The organism is Pseudaquabacterium inlustre (assembly GCF_038066595.1).
In the GTDB taxonomy this organism is placed as follows: domain Bacteria; phylum Pseudomonadota; class Gammaproteobacteria; order Burkholderiales; family Burkholderiaceae_C; genus Pseudaquabacterium; species Pseudaquabacterium inlustre.
Genome location: NZ_JBBUTH010000010.1, coordinates 204,684 through 227,386, shown reverse-complemented (window position 1 = coordinate 227,386; position 22,703 = coordinate 204,684). Strand labels below are relative to the sequence as shown.

The 22,703-nt window shown below is 71.6% G+C and carries 23 protein-coding genes; 5 read left to right on the top strand and 18 right to left on the bottom strand.

The features are described from left to right. Window positions 1-186 precede the first annotated feature (186 nt). Window positions 187-408, top strand: coding sequence for a hypothetical protein (locus tag AACH10_RS21395; RefSeq protein ID WP_341412544.1), 222 nt, complete (start codon window positions 187-189; stop codon window positions 406-408). Then, window positions 408-662 carry a HutD family protein gene (locus AACH10_RS21390; protein WP_341412543.1) on the top strand — a complete coding sequence of 85 codons (255 nt, stop codon included), beginning with the start codon at window positions 408-410 and terminating at the stop codon, window positions 660-662. The genes AACH10_RS21395 and AACH10_RS21390 overlap by 1 nt, the downstream gene beginning before the upstream one ends. Window positions 663-896: 234 nt before the next feature. On the opposite strand, the gene AACH10_RS21385 is transcribed toward AACH10_RS21390, so the two are convergent. Next, window positions 897-1,868: a LysR family transcriptional regulator gene (locus tag AACH10_RS21385; RefSeq protein WP_341412542.1), complete on the bottom strand. Its 972-nt coding sequence runs from the start codon at window positions 1,866-1,868 to the stop codon at window positions 897-899. 128 nt (window positions 1,869-1,996) lie between these two features. Between AACH10_RS21385 and AACH10_RS21380 the strand changes: the two genes are divergently transcribed. Together AACH10_RS21380 and AACH10_RS21375 are read left to right on the top strand one after the other, a co-directional pair. After that, window positions 1,997-3,406, top strand: a complete 1,410-nt coding sequence (locus tag AACH10_RS21380) for a M20 family metallopeptidase (protein ID WP_341412541.1) — start codon at window positions 1,997-1,999, stop codon at window positions 3,404-3,406. 55 nt (window positions 3,407-3,461) lie between these two features. Then, on the top strand, window positions 3,462-4,472 hold the full coding sequence (locus tag AACH10_RS21375; protein ID WP_341412540.1) for a tripartite tricarboxylate transporter substrate binding protein: 1,011 nt from the start codon (window positions 3,462-3,464) through the stop codon (window positions 4,470-4,472). Between the two features lie 7 nt (window positions 4,473-4,479). Here AACH10_RS21375 and AACH10_RS21370 read toward each other — a convergent pair whose 3' ends face one another. The 7 genes from AACH10_RS21370 to AACH10_RS21340 all read right to left on the bottom strand — a co-directional run bounded on the left by AACH10_RS21370 (window position 4,480) and on the right by AACH10_RS21340 (window position 11,292). Further along, window positions 4,480-5,472, bottom strand: a complete 993-nt coding sequence (locus tag AACH10_RS21370; RefSeq protein ID WP_341412539.1) for a Bug family tripartite tricarboxylate transporter substrate binding protein — start codon at window positions 5,470-5,472, stop codon at window positions 4,480-4,482. 32 nt (window positions 5,473-5,504) lie between these two features. Beyond that, window positions 5,505-6,428 (bottom strand): SMP-30/gluconolactonase/LRE family protein, encoded by a 924-nt coding sequence (locus AACH10_RS21365; protein WP_341412538.1) that lies wholly within the window; start codon window positions 6,426-6,428, stop codon window positions 5,505-5,507. 13 nt (window positions 6,429-6,441) lie between these two features. Beyond that, window positions 6,442-7,407, bottom strand: a complete 966-nt coding sequence (locus tag AACH10_RS21360) for a Bug family tripartite tricarboxylate transporter substrate binding protein (protein WP_341412537.1) — start codon at window positions 7,405-7,407, stop codon at window positions 6,442-6,444. A gap of 55 nt (window positions 7,408-7,462) precedes the next feature. Continuing rightward, window positions 7,463-8,548 carry a cyclase family protein gene (locus AACH10_RS21355; RefSeq protein WP_341412536.1) on the bottom strand — a complete coding sequence of 362 codons (1,086 nt, stop codon included), beginning with the start codon at window positions 8,546-8,548 and terminating at the stop codon, window positions 7,463-7,465. A 16-nt stretch (window positions 8,549-8,564) separates the two neighbouring features. Then, window positions 8,565-9,482, bottom strand: coding sequence for an NAD(P)-dependent oxidoreductase (locus AACH10_RS21350; RefSeq protein ID WP_341412535.1), 918 nt, complete (start codon window positions 9,480-9,482; stop codon window positions 8,565-8,567). Then, window positions 9,479-10,180 carry an RraA family protein gene (locus AACH10_RS21345; RefSeq protein WP_341412534.1) on the bottom strand — a complete coding sequence of 234 codons (702 nt, stop codon included), beginning with the start codon at window positions 10,178-10,180 and terminating at the stop codon, window positions 9,479-9,481. Before AACH10_RS21345 ends, AACH10_RS21350 begins: the two co-directional genes overlap by 4 nt. Before the next feature lie 128 nt (window positions 10,181-10,308). After that, complete coding sequence (locus tag AACH10_RS21340; RefSeq protein ID WP_341412848.1) at window positions 10,309-11,292, bottom strand: Bug family tripartite tricarboxylate transporter substrate binding protein; 984 nt, start codon at window positions 11,290-11,292, stop codon at window positions 10,309-10,311. Window positions 11,293-11,419: 127 nt separating this feature from the next. Between AACH10_RS21340 and AACH10_RS21335 the strand changes: the two genes are divergently transcribed. Continuing rightward, window positions 11,420-12,310 (top strand): LysR family transcriptional regulator, encoded by an 891-nt coding sequence (locus AACH10_RS21335; protein WP_341412533.1) that lies wholly within the window; start codon window positions 11,420-11,422, stop codon window positions 12,308-12,310. A 6-nt stretch (window positions 12,311-12,316) separates the two neighbouring features. Here the strand turns inward: AACH10_RS21335 and AACH10_RS21330 are convergent, their stop codons facing one another. The 10 genes from AACH10_RS21330 to AACH10_RS21285 all read right to left on the bottom strand — a co-directional run bounded on the left by AACH10_RS21330 (window position 12,317) and on the right by AACH10_RS21285 (window position 22,523). Next, on the bottom strand, window positions 12,317-13,300 hold the full coding sequence (locus tag AACH10_RS21330; protein ID WP_341412532.1) for a Bug family tripartite tricarboxylate transporter substrate binding protein: 984 nt from the start codon (window positions 13,298-13,300) through the stop codon (window positions 12,317-12,319). 30 nt (window positions 13,301-13,330) lie between these two features. Further along, window positions 13,331-14,176 (bottom strand): amidohydrolase family protein, encoded by an 846-nt coding sequence (locus AACH10_RS21325; RefSeq protein ID WP_341412531.1) that lies wholly within the window; start codon window positions 14,174-14,176, stop codon window positions 13,331-13,333. 183 nt (window positions 14,177-14,359) lie between these two features. Further along, window positions 14,360-15,781 (bottom strand): glutamate carboxypeptidase, encoded by a 1,422-nt coding sequence (locus tag AACH10_RS21320; RefSeq protein WP_341412530.1) that lies wholly within the window; start codon window positions 15,779-15,781, stop codon window positions 14,360-14,362. 98 nt (window positions 15,782-15,879) lie between these two features. Next, entirely contained in the window at window positions 15,880-16,941 is a 1,062-nt protein-coding gene (locus tag AACH10_RS21315; protein WP_341412529.1) for an ABC transporter substrate-binding protein, read from the bottom strand. A gap of 11 nt (window positions 16,942-16,952) precedes the next feature. After that, on the bottom strand, window positions 16,953-18,101 hold the full coding sequence (locus AACH10_RS21310; RefSeq protein ID WP_341412528.1) for an NAD(P)/FAD-dependent oxidoreductase: 1,149 nt from the start codon (window positions 18,099-18,101) through the stop codon (window positions 16,953-16,955). Next, complete coding sequence (locus tag AACH10_RS21305; RefSeq protein ID WP_341412527.1) at window positions 18,098-19,519, bottom strand: FAD/NAD(P)-dependent oxidoreductase; 1,422 nt, start codon at window positions 19,517-19,519, stop codon at window positions 18,098-18,100. Before AACH10_RS21305 ends, AACH10_RS21310 begins: the two co-directional genes overlap by 4 nt. Further along, the gene (locus tag AACH10_RS21300) at window positions 19,516-19,836 is read right to left on the bottom strand and encodes a (2Fe-2S)-binding protein (protein ID WP_341412526.1); all 321 of its coding nucleotides are present in this window, start codon (window positions 19,834-19,836) and stop codon (window positions 19,516-19,518) included. The genes AACH10_RS21305 and AACH10_RS21300 overlap by 4 nt, the downstream gene beginning before the upstream one ends. After that, window positions 19,833-20,642 (bottom strand): ABC transporter permease, encoded by an 810-nt coding sequence (locus tag AACH10_RS21295; RefSeq protein WP_341412525.1) that lies wholly within the window; start codon window positions 20,640-20,642, stop codon window positions 19,833-19,835. The genes AACH10_RS21300 and AACH10_RS21295 overlap by 4 nt, the downstream gene beginning before the upstream one ends. Window positions 20,643-20,647: 5 nt before the next feature. Next, window positions 20,648-21,496, bottom strand: coding sequence for an ABC transporter permease (locus AACH10_RS21290; protein WP_341412524.1), 849 nt, complete (start codon window positions 21,494-21,496; stop codon window positions 20,648-20,650). A 37-nt stretch (window positions 21,497-21,533) separates the two neighbouring features. Further along, the gene (locus AACH10_RS21285; protein ID WP_341412523.1) at window positions 21,534-22,523 is read right to left on the bottom strand and encodes an ABC transporter ATP-binding protein; all 990 of its coding nucleotides are present in this window, start codon (window positions 22,521-22,523) and stop codon (window positions 21,534-21,536) included. Window positions 22,524-22,703 lie beyond the last annotated feature (180 nt).

Sequence of the window (22,703 nt, the reverse complement as noted above, 5' to 3'; positions counted from 1 at the left end):
GGCGCGCCCACGAGGCGCGCCGGCCGGAGGATGCTGCGCCGGCAACCAGGGCGCGACGGTCTCGGACCTGACGCGCATGCGGGAGCTTGAGGCTGAGAACGCCCGGCTGAAGCGCATGTACGCGGCCCTGGCGTTGGAGAACGTGGCCATCAAGGACGTACTTGCAAAGCAACTCTGACGCCGTCCGTGAAGCGGCAGGTGGTGGAGGTCATGGTGACCCAGCACCAACTGTCGATCAGTCGAGCCTGCAGCGCCACAGGCTTGCCGCGGGCGGCGTATTGCAAGGTGCTGGCATTGCCGCAGGACAAGGATGCCGAGGTGATCGACGAGGCCAACCGAGCGACGCTGGCCATCGAGGTGGCGCAGTCGACGCCAGCCTCGCCACCCTGCTGCAGGGTGAGGGTCTGATGCTGGAGTCTCCGCACGGCGCGATGGCCTTCCACCACACAGGCGACGTGCACACATTCGAGGGCGAGACCGCGGTGGTTGCACGCCTGGGACGCGGGCCGGCCTGCCTGTGGAACCTGATGTTCGATCGCCAGAGATTTGATGGCCACTTGTACAGCCGCCTGGGCATGGGCTGCCGCTTGTCCGCAGCACCGCTGGCGGCCGTGCTGGTGCTGGACGGCCGCATGGTGGCCGTGGCCGACAGCGCGCAATAGGCTCGGCTTTCACCACAGCAATGCCTGGTGCTCATCGATCTGATGGAGCCGCTGACCCTGGTGGCGGAAGACGGGCCAGCGCACTGGGCGATGGCTTGGGTTACGAAGCGCGGCTGATGCCACTTTCATGGCGCTACACCAACGCGCCGCCTCGATGCTTTGGTCAGCGACGAGCCCGCCCGTGGACCTCGGCGACAGCACCGCGAGACATGCCGGCCACAGCCGGCACGAGCGTCAACGGGATCCTTCACTCGCCGAAGTCCTGCCCCGCCGTGCCGGCAGCCCCGCCGCCAGCCCGCGCTGCAGCCCCTCGGCCAGGCGGGCCACGCAGTCTTCGGCCAGGGCGCCCAGCGCACGCCCGCGCAAGGACAACAGCTGCAGCCGGCGCATCGGCATGTCGGTGGCGGCCAGCGGCACGGCCACCAGCTGGCCATCGGCCGTGAGCGGTGCCGCGGTGGCCTGGCTGGCGATCAGCAGCTCACGCTGGCCCAGCAGCGGCAGCATCGGTGCCAGGGCATTGGACGACACCACCACCTCGGCCTGCACGCCGCGCGCCGCGCAGGCGGTCTCGAACATCGCGCGCGCCGTGGTGCCAGCCGCCCCCAGCAGCACCGGCCAGCCTGCCGCCTCGGCCACGCGCAGGGTCTTGCGGCCAGCCAGCGGATGGCCGGCGCGCATCAGGGCAACGGCGGGCACGGGCCGGTCCAGCCAGGTGTGGGCGTCCTTCATGCGGCGGGTGGCATAGAGCAGGCCCAGGTCGGCCTCGCGCCGCTGCAGGCGCGGCAGCACCTCATCCGGTGGGCACACATGGATCTCCAGCCGGGCCTGCGGCTGCCGCGCGCGGAACTCGGCCAGCGCCTGTGGCAGCAACCCTGCGGCAAAGCCCTCGGTGCAAGCGATGCGCACGCTGCGCTCGGCCTCATCGTGCAGGCCGCGCACGGCGCCCAGGGTGTGGGCGGCGTCCGTGCACAGCACGCGCAGGTGCGCGGCCAGGCGGTCCCCGGCCTCGGTGAGGCGCATGCCGCGCTGCGCGCGCTGGAACAGGCGCACGCCCAGGCTGTCTTCCAGCGCGGTGATCTGCCGGCTCACGGCCGACCCGGCCACGTGCAGGCGTTGCGCCGCCCGGCTCACCGAGCCGGCATCGGCCACGGCCGCGAAGTAGCGCATGGGCATGCTGAGCAGCAGGGCATCGGGATCGGCGCGCATGGACAGTGCAGGGTTGGATGAGGCCGGCAGGCAGTGGCTTGTCATGCTGCCGTGGTATGCGTTTGACGCAAAGTATCGTTCACTCATCAGCGATGGCGCGCAAACCAGACCGCGGGCACCATGTGCGCATGAGCCGAACCCAATTGCTGGACGATGCTGCCGCCACCATCGACGACGGCCGCTTCCAGGCCCTGCTGGCGCGCCGCGTGGCCTGCCGCACCGAAAGCGACCGTCCTGATGCCGATCCGGCCCAGCTGGCCGCCTACCTGCAGCATGAACTGATGCCGGGCCTGCAGGCGATGGGCTTCAGCGGCCGCCTGATCGACAACCCGTCGGGCCAGGGCGGGCCGATGCTGATCGCCCGCCGCGAGGAAGACCCCGCCCTGCCCACCGTGCTGAGCTACGGCCATGGCGACGTGGTGTCGGGCCAGGACGCGCGCTGGGGCGCCGGCCGCTCGCCCTGGCAGCTCAGCTGTGAGGGCCCGCGCTGGTACGGCCGCGGCACGGCCGACAACAAGGGGCAGCACACCATCAGCCTGCTGGCGCTTGCGGCGGCGCTGGCCGCGCGCGGCGGCCGCCTGGGCTACAACGTCACCCTGCTGATCGAAACCGGCGAGGAAGCCGGCTCACCCGGCCTGCGCGCCCTGTGCGAACGCGAGCGCGACGGACTGCTGCGTGCCGATCTGCTGATCGCGTGCGATGGCCCGCGCGTGCAGGCCGAACGGCCCACGCTGTTCCTGGGCTCACGCGGCGCGGTGAACCTGCGGCTGCGCGCCAGCCGGCGCGGCCAGGCCTACCACTCGGGCAACTGGGGCGGCGTGCTGGCCAATCCGGCGCAGCGCCTGGCGGCGGCGCTGGCCACGCTGGTGGACGCACACGGCCGCATCCAGGTGCCCGGCCTGCGCCCGCCCGCACCCAGCGCACAGATCCGCGCCGCGCTGGCCGAGGTGCCCGTGGGCGGCGACCCCGATGACCCCACGCTGGACGCCGATTGGGGCGAGCCCGGGCTCAGCCCCGCCGAGCGGCTGTACGCGTGGAACACGCTGGAGGTGCTGGCGCTGGGCGCCGGGCAGCCGCAGCGGCCGGTCAACGCCATTCCTGCCGACGCCGTGGCACAGCTGCAGCTGCGCTTCGTGGTGGGCACCGACTGGCTGCACGCCGAGGCGCATGTGCGCACGCACCTGCTGCAGGCCGGCTTCGACGACATCACCGTGGAACGCGGCATGTCCTGCGCCGCCACCCGGCTGGACCTGGGCCACGCCTGGGTGCGGTGGGCTGCGGGGTCCATCCAGGCCAGCTGCGGCCAGCCGCCCGTGCTGCTGCCCAACCTGGCCGGCAGCCTGCCCAACGACCTGTTCGCCGACGTGCTGGGTCTGCCGACGCTGTGGGTGCCGCACTCGTACCCGGCATGCGCCCAGCACGCGCCCGACGAGCACCTGCTGCTGCCCATCGCGCGCGAAGGCCTGCGCATCATGGCCGGCCTGTGGTGGGACCTGGGCGAGCCCGATGCGCCCTGGCCCGCCCCCCTGCTGCCCTGAGCCGCCGCGCACCGGCCGTCCCTTGTCCCCCACCCTCGCCCCGGAGCCTTCCCCCATGCGCCCTGACCGCCGCCGCCTGCTGGCCGGCCTGCTGCTGACACCGGCCTGTGCACTGGCCAACCCGCCCGCCCCGTCCGCCCCGTCCGCCCCGTCCGCCAAGGCGGCCGCCTGGCCCACGCGGCCTGTGCGCGTGGTGGTGCCCTTTGCACCGGGCGGCGGCACCGACATCGTGGCCCGCGCGCTGGCCACCGCGCTGGGCACCCAGCTCGGCCAGCCCGTGGCGGTGGAGAACAAGCCCGGCGGCGCCACCATCATCGGCGCCGACAGCGTGGCCAAGGCCGATGCCGACGCGCATGTGCTGCTGGTGTCGGGCTCCACCACCTTCACCGTCAACCCCGCGCTGCGCCAGCGACTGCCCTACGACCCCGCACGCGACCTGCTGCCCGTGGCCCGGCTGGCCCGCGCACCGCTGGTGCTGGTGGTGCGCGCCGACGCGCCGTGGAAGACGCTGCCCGAACTGCTGGCCGCCGCACGCGCCAAGCCCGGCGCACTGGCCCATGCCAGCTTCGGCCCCGGCTCGGCGCCGCAGCTGGCGGCGGCCCTGCTGGCGCTGCAGGCCGGTGCCCAGTTTCTCGACGTGCCGTACAAGGGCAGCGCCCCGGCGCTGACCGATCTGCTGGGCGGCCAGCTGCAGTTCCTGATCGACACCGCGGCTTCGGCCGCTCCGCAGGTGCGCGCCGGCACGCTGCGCGCGCTGGACGTGCTGGACACCCGCCCCAGCGCCGCCCTGCCCGACGTGCCCACGCTGGCCACGCTGAGGCTGCCCGGCGCCAGCTTCGACGCCTGGTACGGCCTGGCCGCACCGGGCCGCCTGCCCGCCGCGGCGCGCGAGTTGCTGGAACGCGCCACCCAGCGCGCCCTGTCCGATCCCGCCGTGCAGGCGGCGCTGCGCCAGCAGGCGATGGAGCCCGCCTTCGCCGGCAGTGCCGCGCTGCGGCCGCTGATCGACGAGGAAATCGCGCGCTACCGCATGGTGGCAGCCAGGGCGCGCCTGGTGGTGGAGTGACCGCCCGTCACTCCACCTTGAGGTTCAGCTCCCGCGCGATGCGGGCATTGGCCTCGATCTCACGCGCCAGCTGTGCGGCAAACGGCTCGCCGCAAACGCCTTGCGGCTCCAGGCCGGCGCTGGCCAGGCGCTCGTGCACGGCAGGCGAGCGCGCAAACTCCAGCGCTTCGCGGTTCAGCACGCGCACGGCGTCGGCCGACGTACCGGCCGGGGCCAGCAGGCCGTACCAGGTGTCGACCGTGAAGCCCTTGACGCCGGCTTCGTCGAAGGTGGGCACGTTGGGCAGCAAGGCCGAGCGCTGACGCGAGGCCACCGCCAGCGCGGTGAGCTTGCCCGACTTGAGGTGCGGCAGCACCGAGCCCAGGGTGGCGAAGGACAGATCCACCTGGCCGCCCAGCAGGTCGGTCACCAGCGGCGCCGCGCCCTTGTAGGGCACGTGCACCATGGCCACGCCGGTGAGCTTGCGGAACTGCTCGGTGGCCAGGTGCGGCGAGCTGCCCTGCCCCGGCGTGGCAAAGGTCAGGCTGCCCGGCTTGGCCTTGGCGCGCTCCAGGAACTGGGCCACGGTCTTGACCGGCAGCGAGGGCCCCACCACCAGCACCGTGGCGCTGCTGGCCAGTGTGCAGATGGGCGTGAACGACTTGGCCGCGTCGAACTTGATGCGGCCGCCGTACAGCGCCGGGATCATGGTGTGGTTGGTGGCGGCGGCCAGCAGGGTCAGGCCATCGGGCTTGGCCGCGGCCACAGCCTCGGTGGCCAGCACCGCATTGGCGCCGGGCTTGTTCTCCACGATCACGGTCTGCGCCGTGGCCTTGCCCAGTTGGTCGGCAAAGGCGCGTGCCACCAGGTCGGACGGCCCGCCGGCGGCAAAGCCGACCATCAGCTTCACCGGCTGCTGCGGGTAGCCGCCAGGCTGGGCGCCGGCGGGCTGAAGGGCCATCGCCAGCGTGGCGGCACACGCGGCCAGTGCCACGATGCTTGGGTTGGCAGATAGGGTCATGCGGTGTGCGTCGGGTTGGGTGGCGGTGTCGTTCAGGTGGCCGGGCGGTGCAGCGGCAGGCCGGCATGTGCCAGCGTGGCGCGCATCACCGTGCCGGTGACCGACTCGGTGGCGTACAGCGTCTTGCGCTCAGGCCCGCCAAAAGCGATGTTGGTGAATGAGCTGCCGGCGCAGCTGCGCAGCACCAGGTCGGGCTCGGCACGGTGGTTCAGCACCCAGCACACGCCCAGGCCAGGGTTGGCCACGATCACGCGGCCGGCCGCGTCCACCGCCAGGCCGTCGGGTCCGCTGGGGCCGTAGCTGGTGAAGAAGGCACTCACCTTGGACACGCTGCCATCGTCCAGCAGCGGCACACGCCACACCTGGTTGCCACGCGTCACGCCGAGGTACAGCACGCGCTCGTCGGGCGACAGTGCCACGCCGTTGGGGCTGGGCACGTTGCCCAGCAGCAGATCCAGCTGGCCGCTGGGCCGCAAGCGGTAGAGCCGTCCGGTGGGATCGTGCAGGCCGGTCTGGCCCTGGTCGGTGAAGTACAGGTTGCCGCGGCTGTCGAAGATCAGGTCGTTGACGCCCTTGAAGCGTTCGCTGTTGCGGCGTGTCAGGTAGGGCCGCACGGTGCCGCTCTGCACATCCACCGCCATCAGGCCGTGGCGGTAGTCGGTGACCAGCAGCTCGCGCTCGTTGAGGAACTTGGCGCCGTTGGGCTCGCCGCCCCATTCGGCCACCTGCTCCCAATCGCCCTTCGCATCGATGCGGAAGATGCGGCCGAACGGGATGTCGGTGACGTAGAGGTTGCCGGCGGCATCAAACACCGGCCCTTCCAGGAAGGAATCGGTGGGCGCGCCGCCGCGGTTGGCATCGGCCCAGTCCGAGCGCTGGCCGGTTCGGCGAAAGCGCTCGGGCAGGCGGGTGAAGACTTCGCAGTCGCGTACTTGGGGCGATTGAAGCAGGAACATGGCGCGTCCTGCCTCACTCTTTCTTGATGCCGGCGGCCTTGACCGTGGCGCCCCAGCGTGCCTCTTCCTTGGCCAGGAACTGCTTGAAGTCCTCCGACGGCGACGCGACAACCCGCGCGCCCAGCGCATAGATGCGCGCCTTGACCGAGGTGGATTCCAGCACCTCGCGCAGCGCGGTGTTCAGGCGCTGCACGGTCTCGCGCGGCGTGGCGGCTGGCGCGAAGATGCCGTTCCACTCGTACACCTCGTAGCCCTTGACGCCGGTCTCGGCCACGGTGGGCACGTCGGCGTAGTTGGGGTTGCGCGCGGCCGAGGTGATGGCCAGCGGCCGCACCAGGCCGCTCTTGGCATGGCCGGCCAGCGCCGACACGTTGCCGAAGCCGAAATCCACCTCACCGGCCATGATGGCCTGCAGCGCCGGGCCGCCGCTCTTGTAGGGCACGTGCGTGGCCTTCATGCCCACGGCCTGCAGCAGCAGCTCGGCGCCCATGTACTGCACCGTGCCCTGGCCGCCCGAGCTGAAGTTCAGCCGACCCGGCGCCTGCTTGCCGGCCTTGATCAGATCGGGCAGCGTCTTGTACGGCGAGGCCTTGCCCACGGCCAGGAACATCGGTGCCACGGCCACCTGGGTGACGGGCTGCAGGTCCTTGGGGTCGTAGGGCAGCTTCTGCAGGTGCGGGTTGATCGAATACGGCGTGGCCGTGTACAGCAATGTGTAGCCGTCGCCCGCGGCGCGGGCGGCCTCGGCCTCGCCCAGCGTGCCGCTGGCACCGGCCTTGTTCACCACCATCACCGTGGTGCCCAGCTTGGGGCCCAGGTTCTCGGCCACCAGGCGGGCCAGCGCGTCGGCCGTGCCGCCCGGCGCGTAGGGCACGATGAGCTGGATGGGCTTGTCGGTGGGCCAGGCAGCGTGGGCGGTGCCGGTGATGGCCAGGGCGAGCGCCATGGCGGCGGCGCGGTACAGGGAGCGGCGGTTCATCAGCAGGTCTCCAGTGCGGTGTCGTTGTGCGTTTTCAAGCGGTGGCCACGCCGTGTCACACGGTGGCAATCGGCGTGGCCGGCGAGCCCACCGCGCCGGGCAGGCGCAGCGGCGGCGCGGTGAGCAGGAAGCGGCTGCGGCCATGCGCACGCAGCCAGGCGGCCAGCGCGGTCAGGTACCACAGCTCGCCCAGGTGGATGCCGTTCTTGAACAGGCAGTGCTCATGCAGCGGCAGGCGCGGCTGGCGCAGCGATCCACCGGTGGCGCGGGGCTGGGTGAGCTTGGGCACCACCAGTTCCACCGCCGGGTTGTCGGCGATCAGGCAGGCCAGGCGGCTGTCGACGATCCAGTTCAGCAGCTTGGCGTCCCAGCCGTCCAGGCCCGATCCGGTGGCGTGCAGATGCGCCACGTCGGGCTGGCGGTTCATGGCCAGCAGGGTGTCGGCAAAGCCAGTGTGGATGCACACCATGTCGCCCTCCTCCACCGTGATGCCGTCGGCGTCCAGGATGCGCATCAGCGTGTCGTAGCCCACGGCCTGGCGTGTGCGGCCGAGGTGGTGGGCCAGATCGATCAGCACACCGCGGCCTTGTGCGCCGTGCTCGGCCAGGCGTTCGATGCCCAGCGCGCCCGCCTCGGGGTTGCGGTAGCGCGCATGCGGCTCGCCGCGGGCCTCGGCGGTGGGGTCTTCCACGCCGGGGCGGATCTCCTCACCCGCGCGGAAGCCGTTGTAGAACACGGCCTCGGCCACGCCGTCGCCATCGGCATCGAAGCGGCTGCCCACATGGGCCAGGCTGTCCCACTGGGTGGAGTACTGCAGGCCCAACAGCACGACGTCGTCGTTGACCACGTCGCTCAGGTCGGCATCTTCCACCTGGTACGACCAGCAGAACCCTTGCTGACCGGCGCTCTTGCCGTCGCGGATCACGGCATAGCGCTGCGGCGGGATTCGGCGCGGGTTCATGGCGCGGCCACCCGGCACATCCAGCGGCAGGCTCAGCACGAAGCTGAGCCCCTCACGCACCTCGGCCACGCCCTGCAGCACCTTGGCCGGCGTGACCAGGTTCATGCGGCCGCGCTGGTCGTCGGGGCCGAACTCGCCCCAGCGGCTGCCCTCGGGCGCGTGCTTCCAGCGCTGGGCCATGGTCGCGGCTCCGGGCTCAGCCGTTCAGCACGGCCAGCGCATTGCGCGCCGCACCCACGCCCATCTTCACGTAGGCGTCGGCGGTCACGCCGCCGATGTGCGGGCTGAGCGTGATGCGCGGCTCGCCATGGAACGGGTGCGGTGCGCTCATCGGCTCCACCGCAAAGCTGTCCAGCCCGGCGCTGGCCACCTGGCCGCTCTGAATGGCTGCCAGCAGCGCAGCCTCGTCGATCAGGCCACCCCGCGCGGTGTTGACGATGATCACGCCCTTCTTGCAGGCGGCCAGCGTCTGCGCACTGAGCAGGCCGCGGTTGTCGGCGGTCAGCGGGCAGTGCAGGCTGATGGCATCGCTGTCGCGCCAGATCGTGGCCAGGTCCACCGGCTGCACGTAGGCTGGCAAGTCTTTGGCGTACGGGTCGAAGCCCAGCACGCGCATGCCCATGGCATCGGCCATGCGGGCAAAGCGCAGGCCGATGGCGCCCAGGCCCACCAGGCCCACGGTGCGGCCTTCCAGTTCCACGCTCTTGTGCGTGGCCTTGTCCCAGTGGCCGGCATGCATGCGCTGGTTCAGTGCCACCACCGACTTGGCGCAGGCCAGAAGCAGGGCCAGGGCATGTTCGGCCACCGCGGCGGCATTGGCGCCGGCCGCAGCCACCACCTGGATGCCGCGGGCGGCGGCGGCGGTCTTGTCGATGGTGTCGGTGCCACTGCCGTGCTTGGAGATCACCTTCAGCGCGGGCGCGGCGTCCATCACGGCGGCGTTCACGGCGCCGTAGCGCACGATGATGGCCACCGGGTTGTGGCGCTGGCACAGCGCCACCAGATCGGCCTCCGTGGGCTTGGCGCCGGCATAGACCACGTCGTAGCGGCCCAGCAGCGCCAGTGCGTCGGCGGCCAGGTCGGCGCCGGTCACCAGAAAGACGGGCTTGCTCACAGCGACTCTCCGTCCTTCAGCACGCCGGCGGCGCGCAGCGCGCCGTCCAGCCATCCCGGGCGCAGCTGCTTGCCGCTGCGGATGTCGGCAATGCGCTTGGTCTCGGCGGCCACCTTCTCCACGGCCAGCGGCAGCAGGCTGGCGGCCTTGCTGCGCTCGACCACGGTGATGCCGTCGGCATCGCCGACGATCAGGTCGCCGGGGTTCACGGTCACGCCGCCGATCGAGATCGGGTGGTTCACGCGGCCGGCCACCGACTTGGTGGGGCCGTTGGGGTTCAGGCCGGCGGCGTACATCGGGAAGCCCAGCGCGCAGATGGCCTCGCTGTCGCGCACCGCGCCGTCGATCACCACGCCGGCAATGCCCAGGGCCTTGGCCTGCTGGCTCATGATCTCGCCCATCAGCGCGCTGCTGAGGTCGCCCTTGCCGTCCACCACGATCACGTCGCCGGGCTGGGCAATGGCCAGCGCCACATGGATCATCAGGTTGTCACCGGGGCGCACTTCCACGGTGATGGCGCTGCCCGCCACGCGCATGCTGGGTGCCAGCGGCGCGATGCGGCCGCTGAGCGCGCCGCGGCGGCCCGCCACGTCGGCGAGGATGGACGACGGGAACTGGCCCGCCTGCTCGACCACGGCGGGGTCCACGCGCTCGATGGTCTTGATCACGTCGGGCAGCCATGCAGCGGCTTGACTCATGCGAATCTCCTTGAAAAGACGGTGGTGATGGTTCGCGGTCCAATCCAGCGGCCGCCGCGGATCCGGCTCTGCCGGTCCGCCAGCGGCGCCCCCCTCCCAGGGGGGAGCGCCGGAGGCGCTTCGGGGGGTCAATCCACTTTCGCGCCCGACTCTTTGACGACCTTGCCCCAGCGCGGGATGTCGTCCTTGATCAGCGCGGCAAACTGCTCGGGGGTTCCACCCACGGCGTCCGCGCCCTCGTCACCCAGGCGCTTGGCCAGTTCGGGCTGCTTGAGGGCCTTGTTGAACTCGGCGTTGAGCTTGGCGATCACGTCCTTGGGCGTGCCGGACGGGGCCAGCAGGCCGAACCAGGTGACAGCGTCGAAGCCCTTGTAGCCCGACTCGTTGAGGGTGGGCACGTTGGGCAGGTCGTCCACACGCTTGGCCGAGGTCACGGCCAGCGCGCGCAGCTTGCCGTTGCGGATGTGCTGCAGCAGCGTGGGCACAGACGACATGTACAGCTCGACGTTGCCGCTGATCACGTCCGTCAGCGCCTGGTTGGCACCCTTGTACGGCACATGCTGCAGGCGCACGCCGGCGGCCTTCTGCCACAGCTCGGTGGTGAGGTGCGCCACCGTGCCGTTGCCCGACGACGCAAAGTTCACCTGCCCCGGCTTGGTCTTGGCCGCGGCGGCCAGGTCGGCCACGCTCTTGAACGGCGAGTTGCTGCTGGCCGCCAGCACCAGGGCCGCATCGGCCAGGTGCACCACCGGCACCAGGTCCTTCTGCGGGTCGTACGGCAGCTTGCTGTACAGCGTGGTGTTGATCGCGATGTTGCTGGTCTGGCCGATCACGAGGGTGTAACCATCGGCGGGCGCCTTGGCCACGGCGTCCACGCCCAGGTTGCCGCCAGCGCCGGGCTTGTTGTCGATCACGAAAGTCCAGCCGGTGGCCTTGGCCACGCGCTGGCTGGTTTCGCGGGCGATGATGTCGGTGCCGCCGCCCGGGGGGAACGGCACCACCAGGCGGATGGCCTTGGCCGGCCAGGCCTGGGCCAGGGCCTGGCCTGGCGCGGCGGCGGTCAGTGAGGCCAGCGCGGCCAGGGCCAGCGTGGTGCGGCGGGTGGGGTGCATGCGGAACGTCTCCATCAGGTTCTGGCCGGCGCCATCGTGGGCGGGCACCGTGGAACGGAAGTATTGGCTTCCGATCGCATCGCGTCCATTCGATAATTTCTCGTCATTCATCCACGCCGCTTTTGCAATGGACCTGCGAGACCTGCGCTACTTCGAGACCATCGCCGAGTTGCAGCACCTGGGCCGCGCCGCCACGCGGCTGCACCGTTCGCAGCCTGCGCTGACCAGCAGCATCCGCCGGCTGGAGGCCGACTGCGGCGCGGCGCTGTTCGAGAAGGCGGGCCGCGGCATCCGGCTCACCGATGCCGGCCGCGTGCTGCTGAAGTGGGCGCAACGCATGCGCTTCGACGTGGAGGACGCCAAGCGCGAGCTGGCGGCCATCGGCACCGGGCTGACCGGCCATGTGCGCCTGGGCATCGTGCCCACGGCGGCGCAGTTCATCCTGCCGCCGGTGGCGCGCCAGCTGCTGCAGGAGGCGCCGGGCGTCACGCTGCACACGGCCGTGGGCCTGATCGACACGCTGCGCCCGCGCCTGCGTGCCGGCGAGCTGGACCTGGTGGTGGGCACGGCCGGGGCGGCCGAGCCGGGTCAGGTGTCCAAGGTGCTGGCGGAAGACATGATCGTGGTGGCCGCCAGCGAACACCACGCGGTGTTCCAGCAGCCTGCGGTCACGCTGCGCGACCTGGGCGCCCACGCCTGGGCGCTGCAGCCCCCCGGCGCGCCCACGCGCGACTGGCTGGACAACACCTTCGACCGCAAGCACCTGCCACGCCCGCGCGTGCAGGTGGAAACCACCAGCCTGCTGGCCCTGCCCGCGCTGATCGTGCAGACCGGCCTGCTCAGCTTCATCTCGCGCCACCACCTGGACGGCGAGCAGCGCATCCGCGGCCTGAAGGAGGTGCCGGTGCGCGGCGCCACCATGCGCCGCCGGCTGGTGGTCACCTGGCGCGAGAACGCGTTCCTGTCACCGGCGGCGCAGCGGCTGATCGAGCTGTTCGTGCGCGCTGCGTCGGACTGATGCTGATCAGTCCAGCTTGATGCCGGCGTCGCGAATCACCGTTCCCCAGCGCTGCGAGTCGGCGGCCTGGCGCTGCGCCAGCTGGGCCGGCGTGCCGTCCACCACGGTGATGCCCAGCTTCTCGAACTGGGCCACCACGTCCTTGTCCTTCAGGATGCGGCTGATCTCCTGGTGCAGGCGCTGCACCACCGGGGCCGGGGTCTTGGCGGGCAGGTAGACGGCCTGCCACTGCTCGACGACGAAGTCCTTGTAGCCTTGCTCCACCATGGTGGGCACGCTGGGCAAGCCGGGCAGGCGCGCGGCCGAGGTGACAGCCAGCGCCTTGAGCTTGCCCGATTGCACGTGCGGCAGCGCCGCGGCGATGGGCGCGAAGACGAAGCCGGCCTGGCCGCCGATCACATCCTGCAGCGCCGGTGCGTCGCCCTTGTACGGCACATGCGTCAGGGTGGTGCGTGTCTGCAGGCGCAGCAGCTCGCCCTGCATCTGCAGGATGGTGCCGTTGCCGCCCGAGGCAAAGCTGATGGCGCCGGGCTTGTCGCGGGCGGCCGCCACCAGCTGCGCCACGTTGGCCCACGGCGCTGCGGGGTTCACCACCAGCAGGTGCGGCACGGTGCCGATCAGCGCCACCGGTTCATAGGCCTTGGCCGGGTCGTAGGGCAGCTTCATCAGGTGCGGCACGATGGCCTGCGGGCCGATCGAGGTGCCCAGCAGCGTGAGGCCATCGGGGGCGGCGCGCGCCACGAAGGCGCCCCCGATGGTGCCGGTGGCGCCGGCCTTGTTGTCCACGATGACCGTGGTCTTCAGCGCCTCGCCCAGGCGCTGGGCGATGGTGCGGCCCAGGATGTCGGTGGTTCCGCCCGGCGGGTAGGGCACCACGTAGCTGATGTTGCGCCCGGCCCAGGGCTCTTGCGCCGCAGCGGACAGCGGCAGGCCGGCGGCAGCCAGGGAGGCCAGCGACAGGATCAGGCGGAGGCGGGAGCGAGGGTTCATGGGCTTGTCTCGGTAGGAGGGAGCGGCCGGTCAGGCGAAGTCGTACAGCTGGGCCGGGTTGTCGACCAGGATGCGGCGGACGGTGGCGTCGTCGCCCGCCCAGGCGTGCAGCAGGGTCAGCAGGTCGGCGTCGTCGGGCGCCTGGTGCAGGCCGGCATGCGAGGTGGGGTGTGGCCAGTTGCTGCCCCACACCAGGCGTTGCGGGGCCGTGCGCACCAGGTCAGCGGCCATGGCAGCGGCGTCGCTTTCCCAATCGGTGCGGGTCACACCGGTCTGCAGGTAGGCGCCCGACAGCTTGACCCAGGTGCGCCCCTTCTCCAGCAGGCGCAGGATCTCGCGCTGGCCGGCGTGCCGGTGCATCGGGTAGGGCAGGCGGCCGAAGTGGTCCAGCACCACCGGCACCGGCAGCACCTGCAGGCGGCGGCCGACGGCGGGCCACAGATCGGCCGGCAGCAGCAGTTCCACATGCCAGCCCAGCGGCGCGATGCGTGCGGCCAGCGGCTCCAGGTCGTCCAGCGACAGACCGCCCAGCGTCTGGTTGAAGCGCACACCGCGGATGCCGTCCTGGTGCAGCTGGCGCAGCGTGGCGTCATCCACGCCGGCGTGCACCACGGCGATGCCCCGTGCCTGCGTGCCCGCCGCGTCCAAGGCGCGCACGGCGTCGACAGTGCAGCGGTTGTCGGTGCCGTAGGTGGAGGGCGTGACCACCACGCAGCGCTTGAGGCCCAGGCGGGCCTGCAGCTGGCGGTACGCAGGCACCAGGGCATCGCGTGGCGTGAGCCGCGCACCGGCCACGGCGGGATAGCGTCCGTCGTAGATGTGCATGTGGCTGTCGCAGGACAGCCAGGCCTGGCCAGGCTCGCGGGTGGCGCGCAATCCGTGTCTCCGTTCGGTGCCGGGCCGCTCACAGCGGCCTCTGTCGTCACGGAGTATCAGCAGCGCGATGCCGCCAGTCCAATCGATAATTCTTGGCGATTCATCGATGGCACTTCACCGGTCGGCCGGCCGGCGCCAGGCCGCCGAGCAGCGCGCCGTGCGCGCCGCAGCGGCAGCGCCGCCCTACCAGCGCACCAGGCCGCGGCCGCTGTCCATCACCATGCGCGTGGCCAGGTACAGGCGCGGCACCACGTTCGACACCAGCACGTACTCGTCGTCGTTGGAATGGGCGCCGAAGCCGCGCAGGCCGAAGCTCTCGAGTACGCCGCCCTTGGGACGCAGGCCGGCAAAAGCGGCATCGGTGCCACCGCCCGTGGCACGGTCGCGGATGGCCAGTGGCAGGCCGATCTCGGCGGCCACGCGGGTGGCGTGCTGCGCCAGCGCGCGCGACGCGGCATTGGCCACGAAGGCCGGGCGGCTGCGGTAGAAGCTGAGGTCGATCTTGGTGTCGGGGATCAGCTTGTCCTGGATCGACTGCTTCAGCGCGGCCTCCATCTGGTCCAGGTCTTCGTTGGTCAGCGAGCGCACGTCGGCGATGGCCGAGGCCTCGGCCGGGATGACGTTGCGCGAACCGCCGGCCTGGGCCACGGTCCAGTGGATCTGCAGGCCCTTGTCCGGATCGCCGAAGTTGCGGCTCTTCAGCACCTGGTGTGACAGCTCGTACAGCGCGTTGCGGCCCAGGTGCGGCGTGGCGCCGGCATGGCTGGCCTTGCCCGTGACCTTCATCTCCACGATGGCGATGCTGCTGGTGGCCAGGCGCACCATGTCGCTGTTGGGGCTGTTGGCGCTGCCACCGCCCTCGAAGGACAGCACCACGTCGTACTCGCTGCCCAGCTGGGTGATGGCCGCGCCCGAGCCGGGCGAGCCGATCTCCTCGTCGCCGTTGATCAGCACGCCCAGCTGGGCGTAATCATTGAAACCGGCGCGGGCCAGCAGGTCGACCACGTGCAGGATCAGGGCGACACCCTGCTTGTCGTCCGCGATGCCCAGGCCGTAGGCCCGGTCGCCATCGATGCGGAACGGCTGTTTGGCGCCCATGCCCTTCTGGTAGACCGTGTCCATGTGCGCGATCAGAAGCACCTTCTTCTGGCCGGTGCCCGCACGCGTGGCGTAGACCATCGAGCCCAGGGTGGCGCCCTTGAGCTGCGGGTGGAACTCGGGCGCCTTGGCCGGCAGCAGTTGCACCTGCATGCCGGCGCTGCGCAGCCGGCCGGCCGTGTGGTCGGCCAGGCGGGCCAGGCCCTCGAGGTCGCGGCTGCCCGATTCGATGCCCACCAGCGTCTTCAGCGTCTCCAGGTACGCGGGCAGTTCGGCCTGTGCGCGCGCGCGCAGCGCCTCGTCGGCAGGCGGCGCCGCCGCGGGCCGGGTGGCGGCCGGCACCGCCGGCGACGCAGCGGCCACGGGGGTCGCCGCCGTGGGGTTGCCGGTACCACCGGTGCCGCCGGGCACCGTGGGCGTGGCGCAGGCGCCCAGCATCAGGGCGCACAGGGCCGCCACACACGGCGTGAGCGGCGAGCGCAAGGGAATGGCAGATCGGGGATTCATGGGTTCATCGTGCAGGGGTGGATGCCGGCGACTCTACGTGCAATGCGGCAGCGGCTGGGCCCGCCACGCGGGCCTGGGTTCGCGGATGGCGGCGGCGCTCAGCGCTCCACCGTCTTGTTCCAGCGCGCGTTCCACGTTGGGCGGTTGGCATTGATGCTGTCCCAGTCGACCGTGACGGCGTTCTTCATCCACTGGTTGATGGCGGCCACCTGGGCCACGCCGTCGCCCACCACCGGCGCCTTGGGGTTGGTGGGGATCTGCGCGCCGAACTGCAGCACGTTGGCCTGGGCCTGCGGGCTGAGCAGGAACTCGGTGAGCTTTTGCGCCAGCTCGGGTTCGCTGTTGTTGGCGATCAGGCACTGGCCCACCACCAGCACCACCGAGCCTTCCTTGGGCTGCGCGTATTCCACCGGAATGCCCTTGGCCTTGAGCGCCGCCACGCCGGTGGGCGTGAGCGGGAACAGCGCGGCCTCGCCGGTCTGCACCATCTCGCTGATCTTGGCCGAGCTGGGGATGTACTCCAGCACGTTGGGGCCGATCTTGCTGGCCCAGGCCTTGAAGCCAGGCTCGACGTTCTGGTCGTTGCCACCCTGGATGCGGTTGAACATCAGGAAGCCGTGCAGCCCGAAGGTGGACGACGACAGGCTCTGGAACACCACCTTGCCCTTGAGCTTGGGGTCGGCCAGGTCCATCCACGAGGTGGGCGGCGCCCACTTCTTCTCGTCGTACATCTTCTTGTTGTAGGCCAGGCCGGTCATGCCCAGGCTGACGCCGCTGGCCATGTCGTCCTTGAAGCGGGCGGCCGGGTACAGCGACTTCAGCGCCTCGCTGGGCTTCTGCTTCTGGCACAGGCCCATGCCGATGGCGCGCATCATCACGCCATCGTCCAGGAACATCACGTGCATCTGCGGCCGGTCCTTGTTGGCCTGCGCCTTGGCCAGGATGTCGCTGCTGGTGCCGGGCACCACCACCACCTTCACGTTGTGCAGCTTCTCGAAGGCCGGGAACACGTACTGCGTGTACGCCTTCTCCATCGTGCCGCCGTTCATGCCGATGTAGAGCGTCTTGGTCTGGGCGCCGGCCGGCGCGGCGGCGGTGCCGAGCAGCGCGGCCGCAGCCACCGCGGTGGCCAGGGCCGGCAGAAGGGTTCGACGGGTCATGGGCGGTCTCCTCAGGGGGGGGCGGGGGTGGGACAGGTGCTGGCGACGGGCGCGAAGCGGGTGATCGAGAAGGCGTCGATCGGGGTGGTGCTGCGGCCCTGGTGCACCAGCTCGGCCAGCACCTCGCCGGCGGCCGGGCCGATCTGGAAGCCGGCGCCGGCAAAGCCGAAGCCGTGGAACAGGCCGGGCGTGGTGGCGCTGGGGCCCAGCACCGGCTGGCGGTCGGGCAGGTAGCCTTCCGTGCCGCTCCAGGTGCGCAATATCTGCGCATGGCGCAGCGGCGGCAGCAGGGCGGTGGCCTGGTGCAGCAGCTGGGTCAGCGTGGGGGCGTCGACGCGCGTGCGGCGGTCATCCAGCGGCAGCCCCTGACCACCACCCATCACCACCTGGCCGGTGGCGGCCTGCCGGGCATAGATGCCACCGCCCTCCACGCCCAGGCTCCAGGGCAGGAAGGCCGGCAGCGGCTCGGTGACGGCCATCGCCGGGTGGCCGCTGTGCATCGGCACCGGCTCGCCGAACTGCGCGGCCAGGGCCCCGGCCCAGGCGCCGGCGGTGTTCAGCAGCACCGGGGCCTGCACGGTCAGCGCCCCGCCCTCACCCGCCGTGACCAGGAAGTTCTGGCCATCGTGGTCGACGCGCTGCACCGCATGGCGTTCCAGCACCGTGGCGCCGGCGCGGGCCGCGGCCCGCGCGAAGGCCGGCGACACCAGGCGCGGGTTGGCCTGGCCATCTTCCGGGCACAGCGAGCCGCCCACGGCCACGCCGCCCAGCCAGTCGCAGCGCGCGCGCACCTGGGCGGCGCTGAGCAGCTGCAGGCCCAGGTCGAAGTCGCGGCTCAGCTCGGCATAGGCTTCCAGCGCGGCCATGTCGGGGGCGCTGCGGGCGATCTTGAAATGGCCGCTGCGGCGGTACTCGCCGTCGATGCCCAGCAGTTGTGGCAGCCGGGCCCAGATGCCGTGGGCGCGCTGGGCCAGCGGCAGCTGGATGGGCAGCCGGCCCTGGCGCCGCACGCCGCCGTAGTTCACGCCGCTGGAGCGTGATCCGCACAGGTCGCGTTCCAGCAGCACCACGGCGCGGCCCCGACCGCGCAGCGCCAGCGCGGCCGAGGCGCCGACGATGCCGCCACCGATGATCACCACGTCGGTGCGGTGCGTCGTCATGGCCGGTCCTCCACGGCGTCGGTCGCATGCGGTGCGGCCTGCATCGCCACCGGCACCGGCTTGATCGGCGCCTGGGCACGCAGCCGACCCACGGCCTGCACCGGCCGGCCGGTGGCCTGGGCCAGCACTTCGGCCGCGGCGGGGCCGCACATGCGACCCTGGCAACGGCCCATGCCCACGCGGCACAGGGCCTTCAGGCGGTTCAGCTCGTCGGCGCCGGTGTCGCGCACGGCCTGGCGCAGTTCGCCGGCGGTCAGCGCCTCGCAGCGACACACCACGGTGTCGTCGGGCGTGTGCGCGGCCCAGTCGTCGGGGAAGGGGAAGGCCTGCTCCAGGCCCTGGCGGAAGCGGGTGGCACGGGCCAGGCGCTCTTCCAGCCAGCGGGCGCGGTCGGCATCCACCGCCATGCCGCGGTCGGCCAGCAGCGCCAGTGCGGCGCGCTCGCCGGCCCATTCGGCCGCATCGGCGCCCAGGATGCCGGCGCCGTCGCCCGCCAGGTAGATGCCGGGCTGGCGGCTGCGGCCGGCAGCATCGCGTTCGGGCAGCCAGGCGCGGTGCAGCGGCTGCCAGGCGAAGGCACAGCCCAGCAGGTCGGCCAGCTGGGTCTCGCTGCGCAGGCCGTGGCCCAGTGCGGCGCCATCGCAGGGCGTGGTGTGCTCGGTGCGGCCGTCGGTCCAGTGAACGGCGCGCAAGGCTTGCGCGGTGGCGTCGCCCTCGCCCAACAGCCGCAGCACGCGGGCGCCGCGGTGCACCGGCACGCCGGCCGCCGACAATTGCGCCACGAACCAGGCGCCCTTGGCCAGCACGGCGGGTTGCGCAGCCAGCCGCGGCAGGGCACCGATCTGGTCCGCCAGGCGCGCGCTGTCCAGCACCGCGGCCACCTGCACGCCGGCCTTCAGGTACTGCCAGGCCACCAGGTACAGCAGCGGCCCGGTGCCGATGAACACCACACGCTGGCCGATGGCACAGGCCTGGGCCTTCAGCGCCACCTGCGCGCCCCCCAGGCTGAACACGCCCGGCAGGGTCCAGCCCGGCACCGGCAGCACCCGGTCGGTGGCGCCGGTGGCCAGCAGCACCTGCCCATAGGCCAGCGTGGTGGCGGTGGCGCTCGGCCCGTGCAGCAGGTCGAGCGTGCCGCCCTGATCGGGCGGCAGGGCATGCCACACCAGGGTGTCGGGGTGGTGGTCGACCTGGGGCAGCAGCGCGGCCCAGGCGGCATGCAGCGCGCGGGCGCGACCGGCCTCGAAACCGTAGAGCTGCTCGGCCGGTCGCCGGAAGCCCTCGGGCGGCTGCCGGTAGATCTGGCCGCCGCCCCGGGCCGCCTCGTCCACCAGCACCGGCCGCAGGCCGTGGGCCACCAGGGTCTGGGCCGCGCGCACACCGGCCGGGCCGGCGCCCACCACGACGACCGGCTTCATGCCCAGCCTCCATCGGTGCGCACGTCCATGCCGTCCGTCACCGGGGTGGCGCAGGCGCGCAGGCGCCGGCCATCGGCCAGCTGCACCCAGCAGTCCTGGCAGGCGCCCATCAGGCAGAAGCCGGCACGCGGCGCGGCGTCGCGCTCGTGCCGGCGCAGGCGCTGCCGCTGCACCAGCACGGCAGTGAGCACGGTGTCGCCGGCCAGGGCCTGCACCGGCTGGCCGTCGATGCGCAGCAGCACCGTGGCGCGGCCCGTCTCGGCCACGCGGTGCAGCAGGCCGGTGGGATGGGGGGTGTGGCTCGGTCCTTGGCTCATGCCTTGCCCACCAGCACACGGTCCAGGCCTACCAGGCGGTCCAGCACCACCATGGCCAGCGCGGTGACGGCCACCATCAGCGCCGACACCGCGGCCATCATCGGGTCGATGGATTCGGTGGCGTACATGTACATGCGCACCGGCAGCGTCACGGTGCTGGGCGCGGTGACGAAGATGCTCATCGTCACCTCGTCGAAGCTGTTGATGAAGGCCAGCAGCCAGCCGCCCGACACGCCGGGCAGGATCATCGGCAGCGTGATGCGGCAAAACACCGTCATCGGCCCGGCGCCCAGCGCCTCGGCCGCCTGCTCCACGCTGCGGTCGAAGCCCACCAGCGCCGCCAGCACCAGGCGCAGCACATAGGGCGCGATGACCAGCGCATGCGCCAGCACCAGCCAGCCAAAACTGCCAGTGCCGCCCACCAGGCCGAACAGGCGCAGCAGGGCCACGCCCAGCACCAGGTGCGGCACCACCAGCGGCGACAGGAACAGGCCGTTCAGCGCATCACGCCCCGGGAAGCGGTGGCGCGCCAGCGCCAGCCCGGCCGGCACCGCCACCGCGGTGGCCAGCGTGGCCGAGGCCAGCGCCAGCCACAGGCTGTTCCAGAAGCTCTGCACGAAGTCGGGGTGGGCGAACACGGCCTCGAACCAGCGCAGGCTCCAGCGCGTGGTGGGCAGGCTCAGCGTGTTCTCGGGTGTGAAGGCCACCGCGCACACCACCAGCAGCGGCGCGAGCATGAAGGCGATGACCACGGCATTGAAGGCCAGGGCCAGCGGCCCGTTGCGGCGTGCGTGTTGAACGGCCATGCGCATCAGCCCAGCGTGCGCCGCGTGCGGCGTTCGACCCACCGGTTCAGGCTCACCAGCACCAGCAGGTTGGCCACCAGCAGCACCAGCGCCACCGCGGCGCCCAGGGGCCAGTTCAGCTCGTGCAGGTACTCGTCGTAGACGATGGTGGCCACCATCTTCAGGCGCCGCCCGCCCAGCAGGCCGGGAATGGCGAAGCTGCTGGCCGACTGGCCGAACACGATCAGCCCGCCCGACAGCACCCCCGGCAGCACCTGCGGCAGCACGATGCGGCGCAGCACCGTGAAGGGCGAGGCCTGCAGCGACAGCGCCGCGTTCTCGACCTGCGGGTCGAGCTTCTGCAGCGAGGTCCACACCGGGATCACCATGAAGGGCAGCATCACGTGCACCAGCGCGATGACCACCGCCCACTCGGTGTACAGCAACCGCACCCGGCCCAGGCCCAGCGCCTGCAGTGCCGTGTTCACCAGGCCCTCGGGGCCCAGCAGCATGCTCCAGCCGAAAGCCCGCACCACCACGCTGACCAGCAGCGGCGCCAGCACCACCAGCAGCAGGATGGAGCGCCAGGGCTGGGCCATGCGGCTGAGCACGATGGCCTCGGCCGTGCCCACCACCGCGCAGATCAGTGCCACCAGGCCCGAGATCCAGAAGGTGCGCCAGAAGATGCCGCGGTAGTAGTCGTCCTGCGCCACCTGCAGGTAGTGCGCCAGCGTGAACTGGCCCGCCTTCACGCCGGTGGCCACGTCGAACTGGTTGAAGGACAGCACCGCGGTGAGCGCCATCGGCACCAGCAGCAGCACGCAGAACAACAGCAGGGCCGGGCCGGTCAGCAGCCACGGGGCCGCACGCGACATCACCGACGCCGGCGCAGTGAACGTGGACGCCCCCATGTCAGTGCGCGCCCTGCGCCTGGGCGCCATCGGCCGCCGGCAAGGGCAGCGATCGCAGGGCGCTGTCCGGCCAGTCAATGCCGCAGGCCTGGCCCTCGGCCAGCGCCTCGCGGCTGTCGTTGGCTGCCAGGGCCATCAGCGTGCCGGCCGGCGTGTCCAGCGCATACAGCCACTGGCTGCCCAGGAAGTAGCGCTCCTTGACCGTGCCAGCCAGGCGGCCGCTGCCAGCCGGCAGCAGCTGCAGCTTCTCGGGACGCAGCAACTGGCCCTCCAGCAGGTTGGCCTTGCCGACGAAGCCGGCGATGAAGCGCGACTGCGGCGTCTCGTACACCGCGTGCGGGTGGCCGATCTGCTCGGTGCGGCCGGCGCGCATCACCACCACGCGGTCACTGATCGACAACGCCTCGTCCTGGTCGTGCGTGACCATCAGCGTGGTGGTGCCCAGCGTGCGCTGGATGCGGCGCAGCTCGAACTGCATCTCCTCGCGCAGCTGCGCGTCGAGGTTGCTGAGCGGCTCGTCCAGCAGCAGCACCGGCGGCTCGATCACCAGCGCGCGCGCCAGGGCCACGCGCTGGCGTTGACCGCCCGACAGCTCGCGCGGGTAGCGATCGGCCAGGGCCTTCAGGTGCACCAGTGCCAGCGCCTGCTGGACACGCTGCGCCCGATCGGCCGCCGGCACGCGGCGCATCTCCAGGCCGAAGCCGACATTGGCCGCCACGGTCATGTGCGGGAACAGCGCATAGCTCTGGAACACGATGCCCAGCCCGCGCGTGCTGGCCTTGGCGTGCGTGATATCGCGCCCGGCCAGCGTGATCTGCCCGCGGGTGACGGCCTCGAAGCCAGCCACCATCTGCAATGTGGTGGTCTTGCCGCAGCCCGAGGGGCCCAGCAGCGACACGAACTCGCCTTGCTCGATGGCCAAGTTCATGTCCTGCACGGCGCAGGTGGCGCCGTAGAACTTCGTCACATCGGTCAGCGTGAGAAACGCCATCGCAAACCCCGGTTCCGACCGGCGCACCAGGATCGCGCACCCTGGATCCATCCACCCGTCGTCGAATCACTCTATTGCAACGGCCGCGCCAGATTGCCTCAGGTATTCCATTAAATCGAATCTTTCTTCGATTTATTCCATTCAATCGAATCTTTGCCGTAGAGTCGGGCGATCGCATTC

What these genes read in the sequence shown, in the direction of transcription:
- AACH10_RS21390 (WP_341412543.1), top strand. Translation starts at nt 408, where the DNA reads ATGCTGGAGTCTCCGCACGGCGCGATGGCCTTCCACCACACAGGCGAC.
- AACH10_RS21385 (WP_341412542.1), bottom strand. Translation starts at nt 1,868, where the DNA reads ATGCGCGCCGATCCCGATGCCCTGCTGCTCAGCATGCCCATGCGCTAC.
- AACH10_RS21380 (WP_341412541.1), top strand. Translation starts at nt 1,997, where the DNA reads ATGAGCCGAACCCAATTGCTGGACGATGCTGCCGCCACCATCGACGAC.
- AACH10_RS21375 (WP_341412540.1), top strand. Translation starts at nt 3,462, where the DNA reads ATGCGCCCTGACCGCCGCCGCCTGCTGGCCGGCCTGCTGCTGACACCG.
- AACH10_RS21370 (WP_341412539.1), bottom strand. Translation starts at nt 5,472, where the DNA reads ATGACCCTATCTGCCAACCCAAGCATCGTGGCACTGGCCGCGTGTGCC.
- AACH10_RS21365 (WP_341412538.1), bottom strand. Translation starts at nt 6,428, where the DNA reads ATGTTCCTGCTTCAATCGCCCCAAGTACGCGACTGCGAAGTCTTCACC.
- AACH10_RS21360 (WP_341412537.1), bottom strand. Translation starts at nt 7,407, where the DNA reads ATGAACCGCCGCTCCCTGTACCGCGCCGCCGCCATGGCGCTCGCCCTG.
- AACH10_RS21355 (WP_341412536.1), bottom strand. Translation starts at nt 8,548, where the DNA reads ATGGCCCAGCGCTGGAAGCACGCGCCCGAGGGCAGCCGCTGGGGCGAG.
- AACH10_RS21345 (WP_341412534.1), bottom strand. Translation starts at nt 10,180, where the DNA reads ATGAGTCAAGCCGCTGCATGGCTGCCCGACGTGATCAAGACCATCGAG.
- AACH10_RS21340 (WP_341412848.1), bottom strand. Translation starts at nt 11,292, where the DNA reads ATGCACCCCACCCGCCGCACCACGCTGGCCCTGGCCGCGCTGGCCTCA.
- AACH10_RS21335 (WP_341412533.1), top strand. Translation starts at nt 11,420, where the DNA reads ATGGACCTGCGAGACCTGCGCTACTTCGAGACCATCGCCGAGTTGCAG.
- AACH10_RS21330 (WP_341412532.1), bottom strand. Translation starts at nt 13,300, where the DNA reads ATGAACCCTCGCTCCCGCCTCCGCCTGATCCTGTCGCTGGCCTCCCTG.
- AACH10_RS21320 (WP_341412530.1), bottom strand. Translation starts at nt 15,781, where the DNA reads ATGAATCCCCGATCTGCCATTCCCTTGCGCTCGCCGCTCACGCCGTGT.
- AACH10_RS21315 (WP_341412529.1), bottom strand. Translation starts at nt 16,941, where the DNA reads ATGACCCGTCGAACCCTTCTGCCGGCCCTGGCCACCGCGGTGGCTGCG.
- AACH10_RS21310 (WP_341412528.1), bottom strand. Translation starts at nt 18,101, where the DNA reads ATGACGACGCACCGCACCGACGTGGTGATCATCGGTGGCGGCATCGTC.
- AACH10_RS21305 (WP_341412527.1), bottom strand. Translation starts at nt 19,519, where the DNA reads ATGAAGCCGGTCGTCGTGGTGGGCGCCGGCCCGGCCGGTGTGCGCGCG.
- AACH10_RS21300 (WP_341412526.1), bottom strand. Translation starts at nt 19,836, where the DNA reads ATGAGCCAAGGACCGAGCCACACCCCCCATCCCACCGGCCTGCTGCAC.
- AACH10_RS21295 (WP_341412525.1), bottom strand. Translation starts at nt 20,642, where the DNA reads ATGGCCGTTCAACACGCACGCCGCAACGGGCCGCTGGCCCTGGCCTTC.
- AACH10_RS21290 (WP_341412524.1), bottom strand. Translation starts at nt 21,496, where the DNA reads ATGTCGCGTGCGGCCCCGTGGCTGCTGACCGGCCCGGCCCTGCTGTTG.
- AACH10_RS21285 (WP_341412523.1), bottom strand. Translation starts at nt 22,523, where the DNA reads ATGGCGTTTCTCACGCTGACCGATGTGACGAAGTTCTACGGCGCCACC.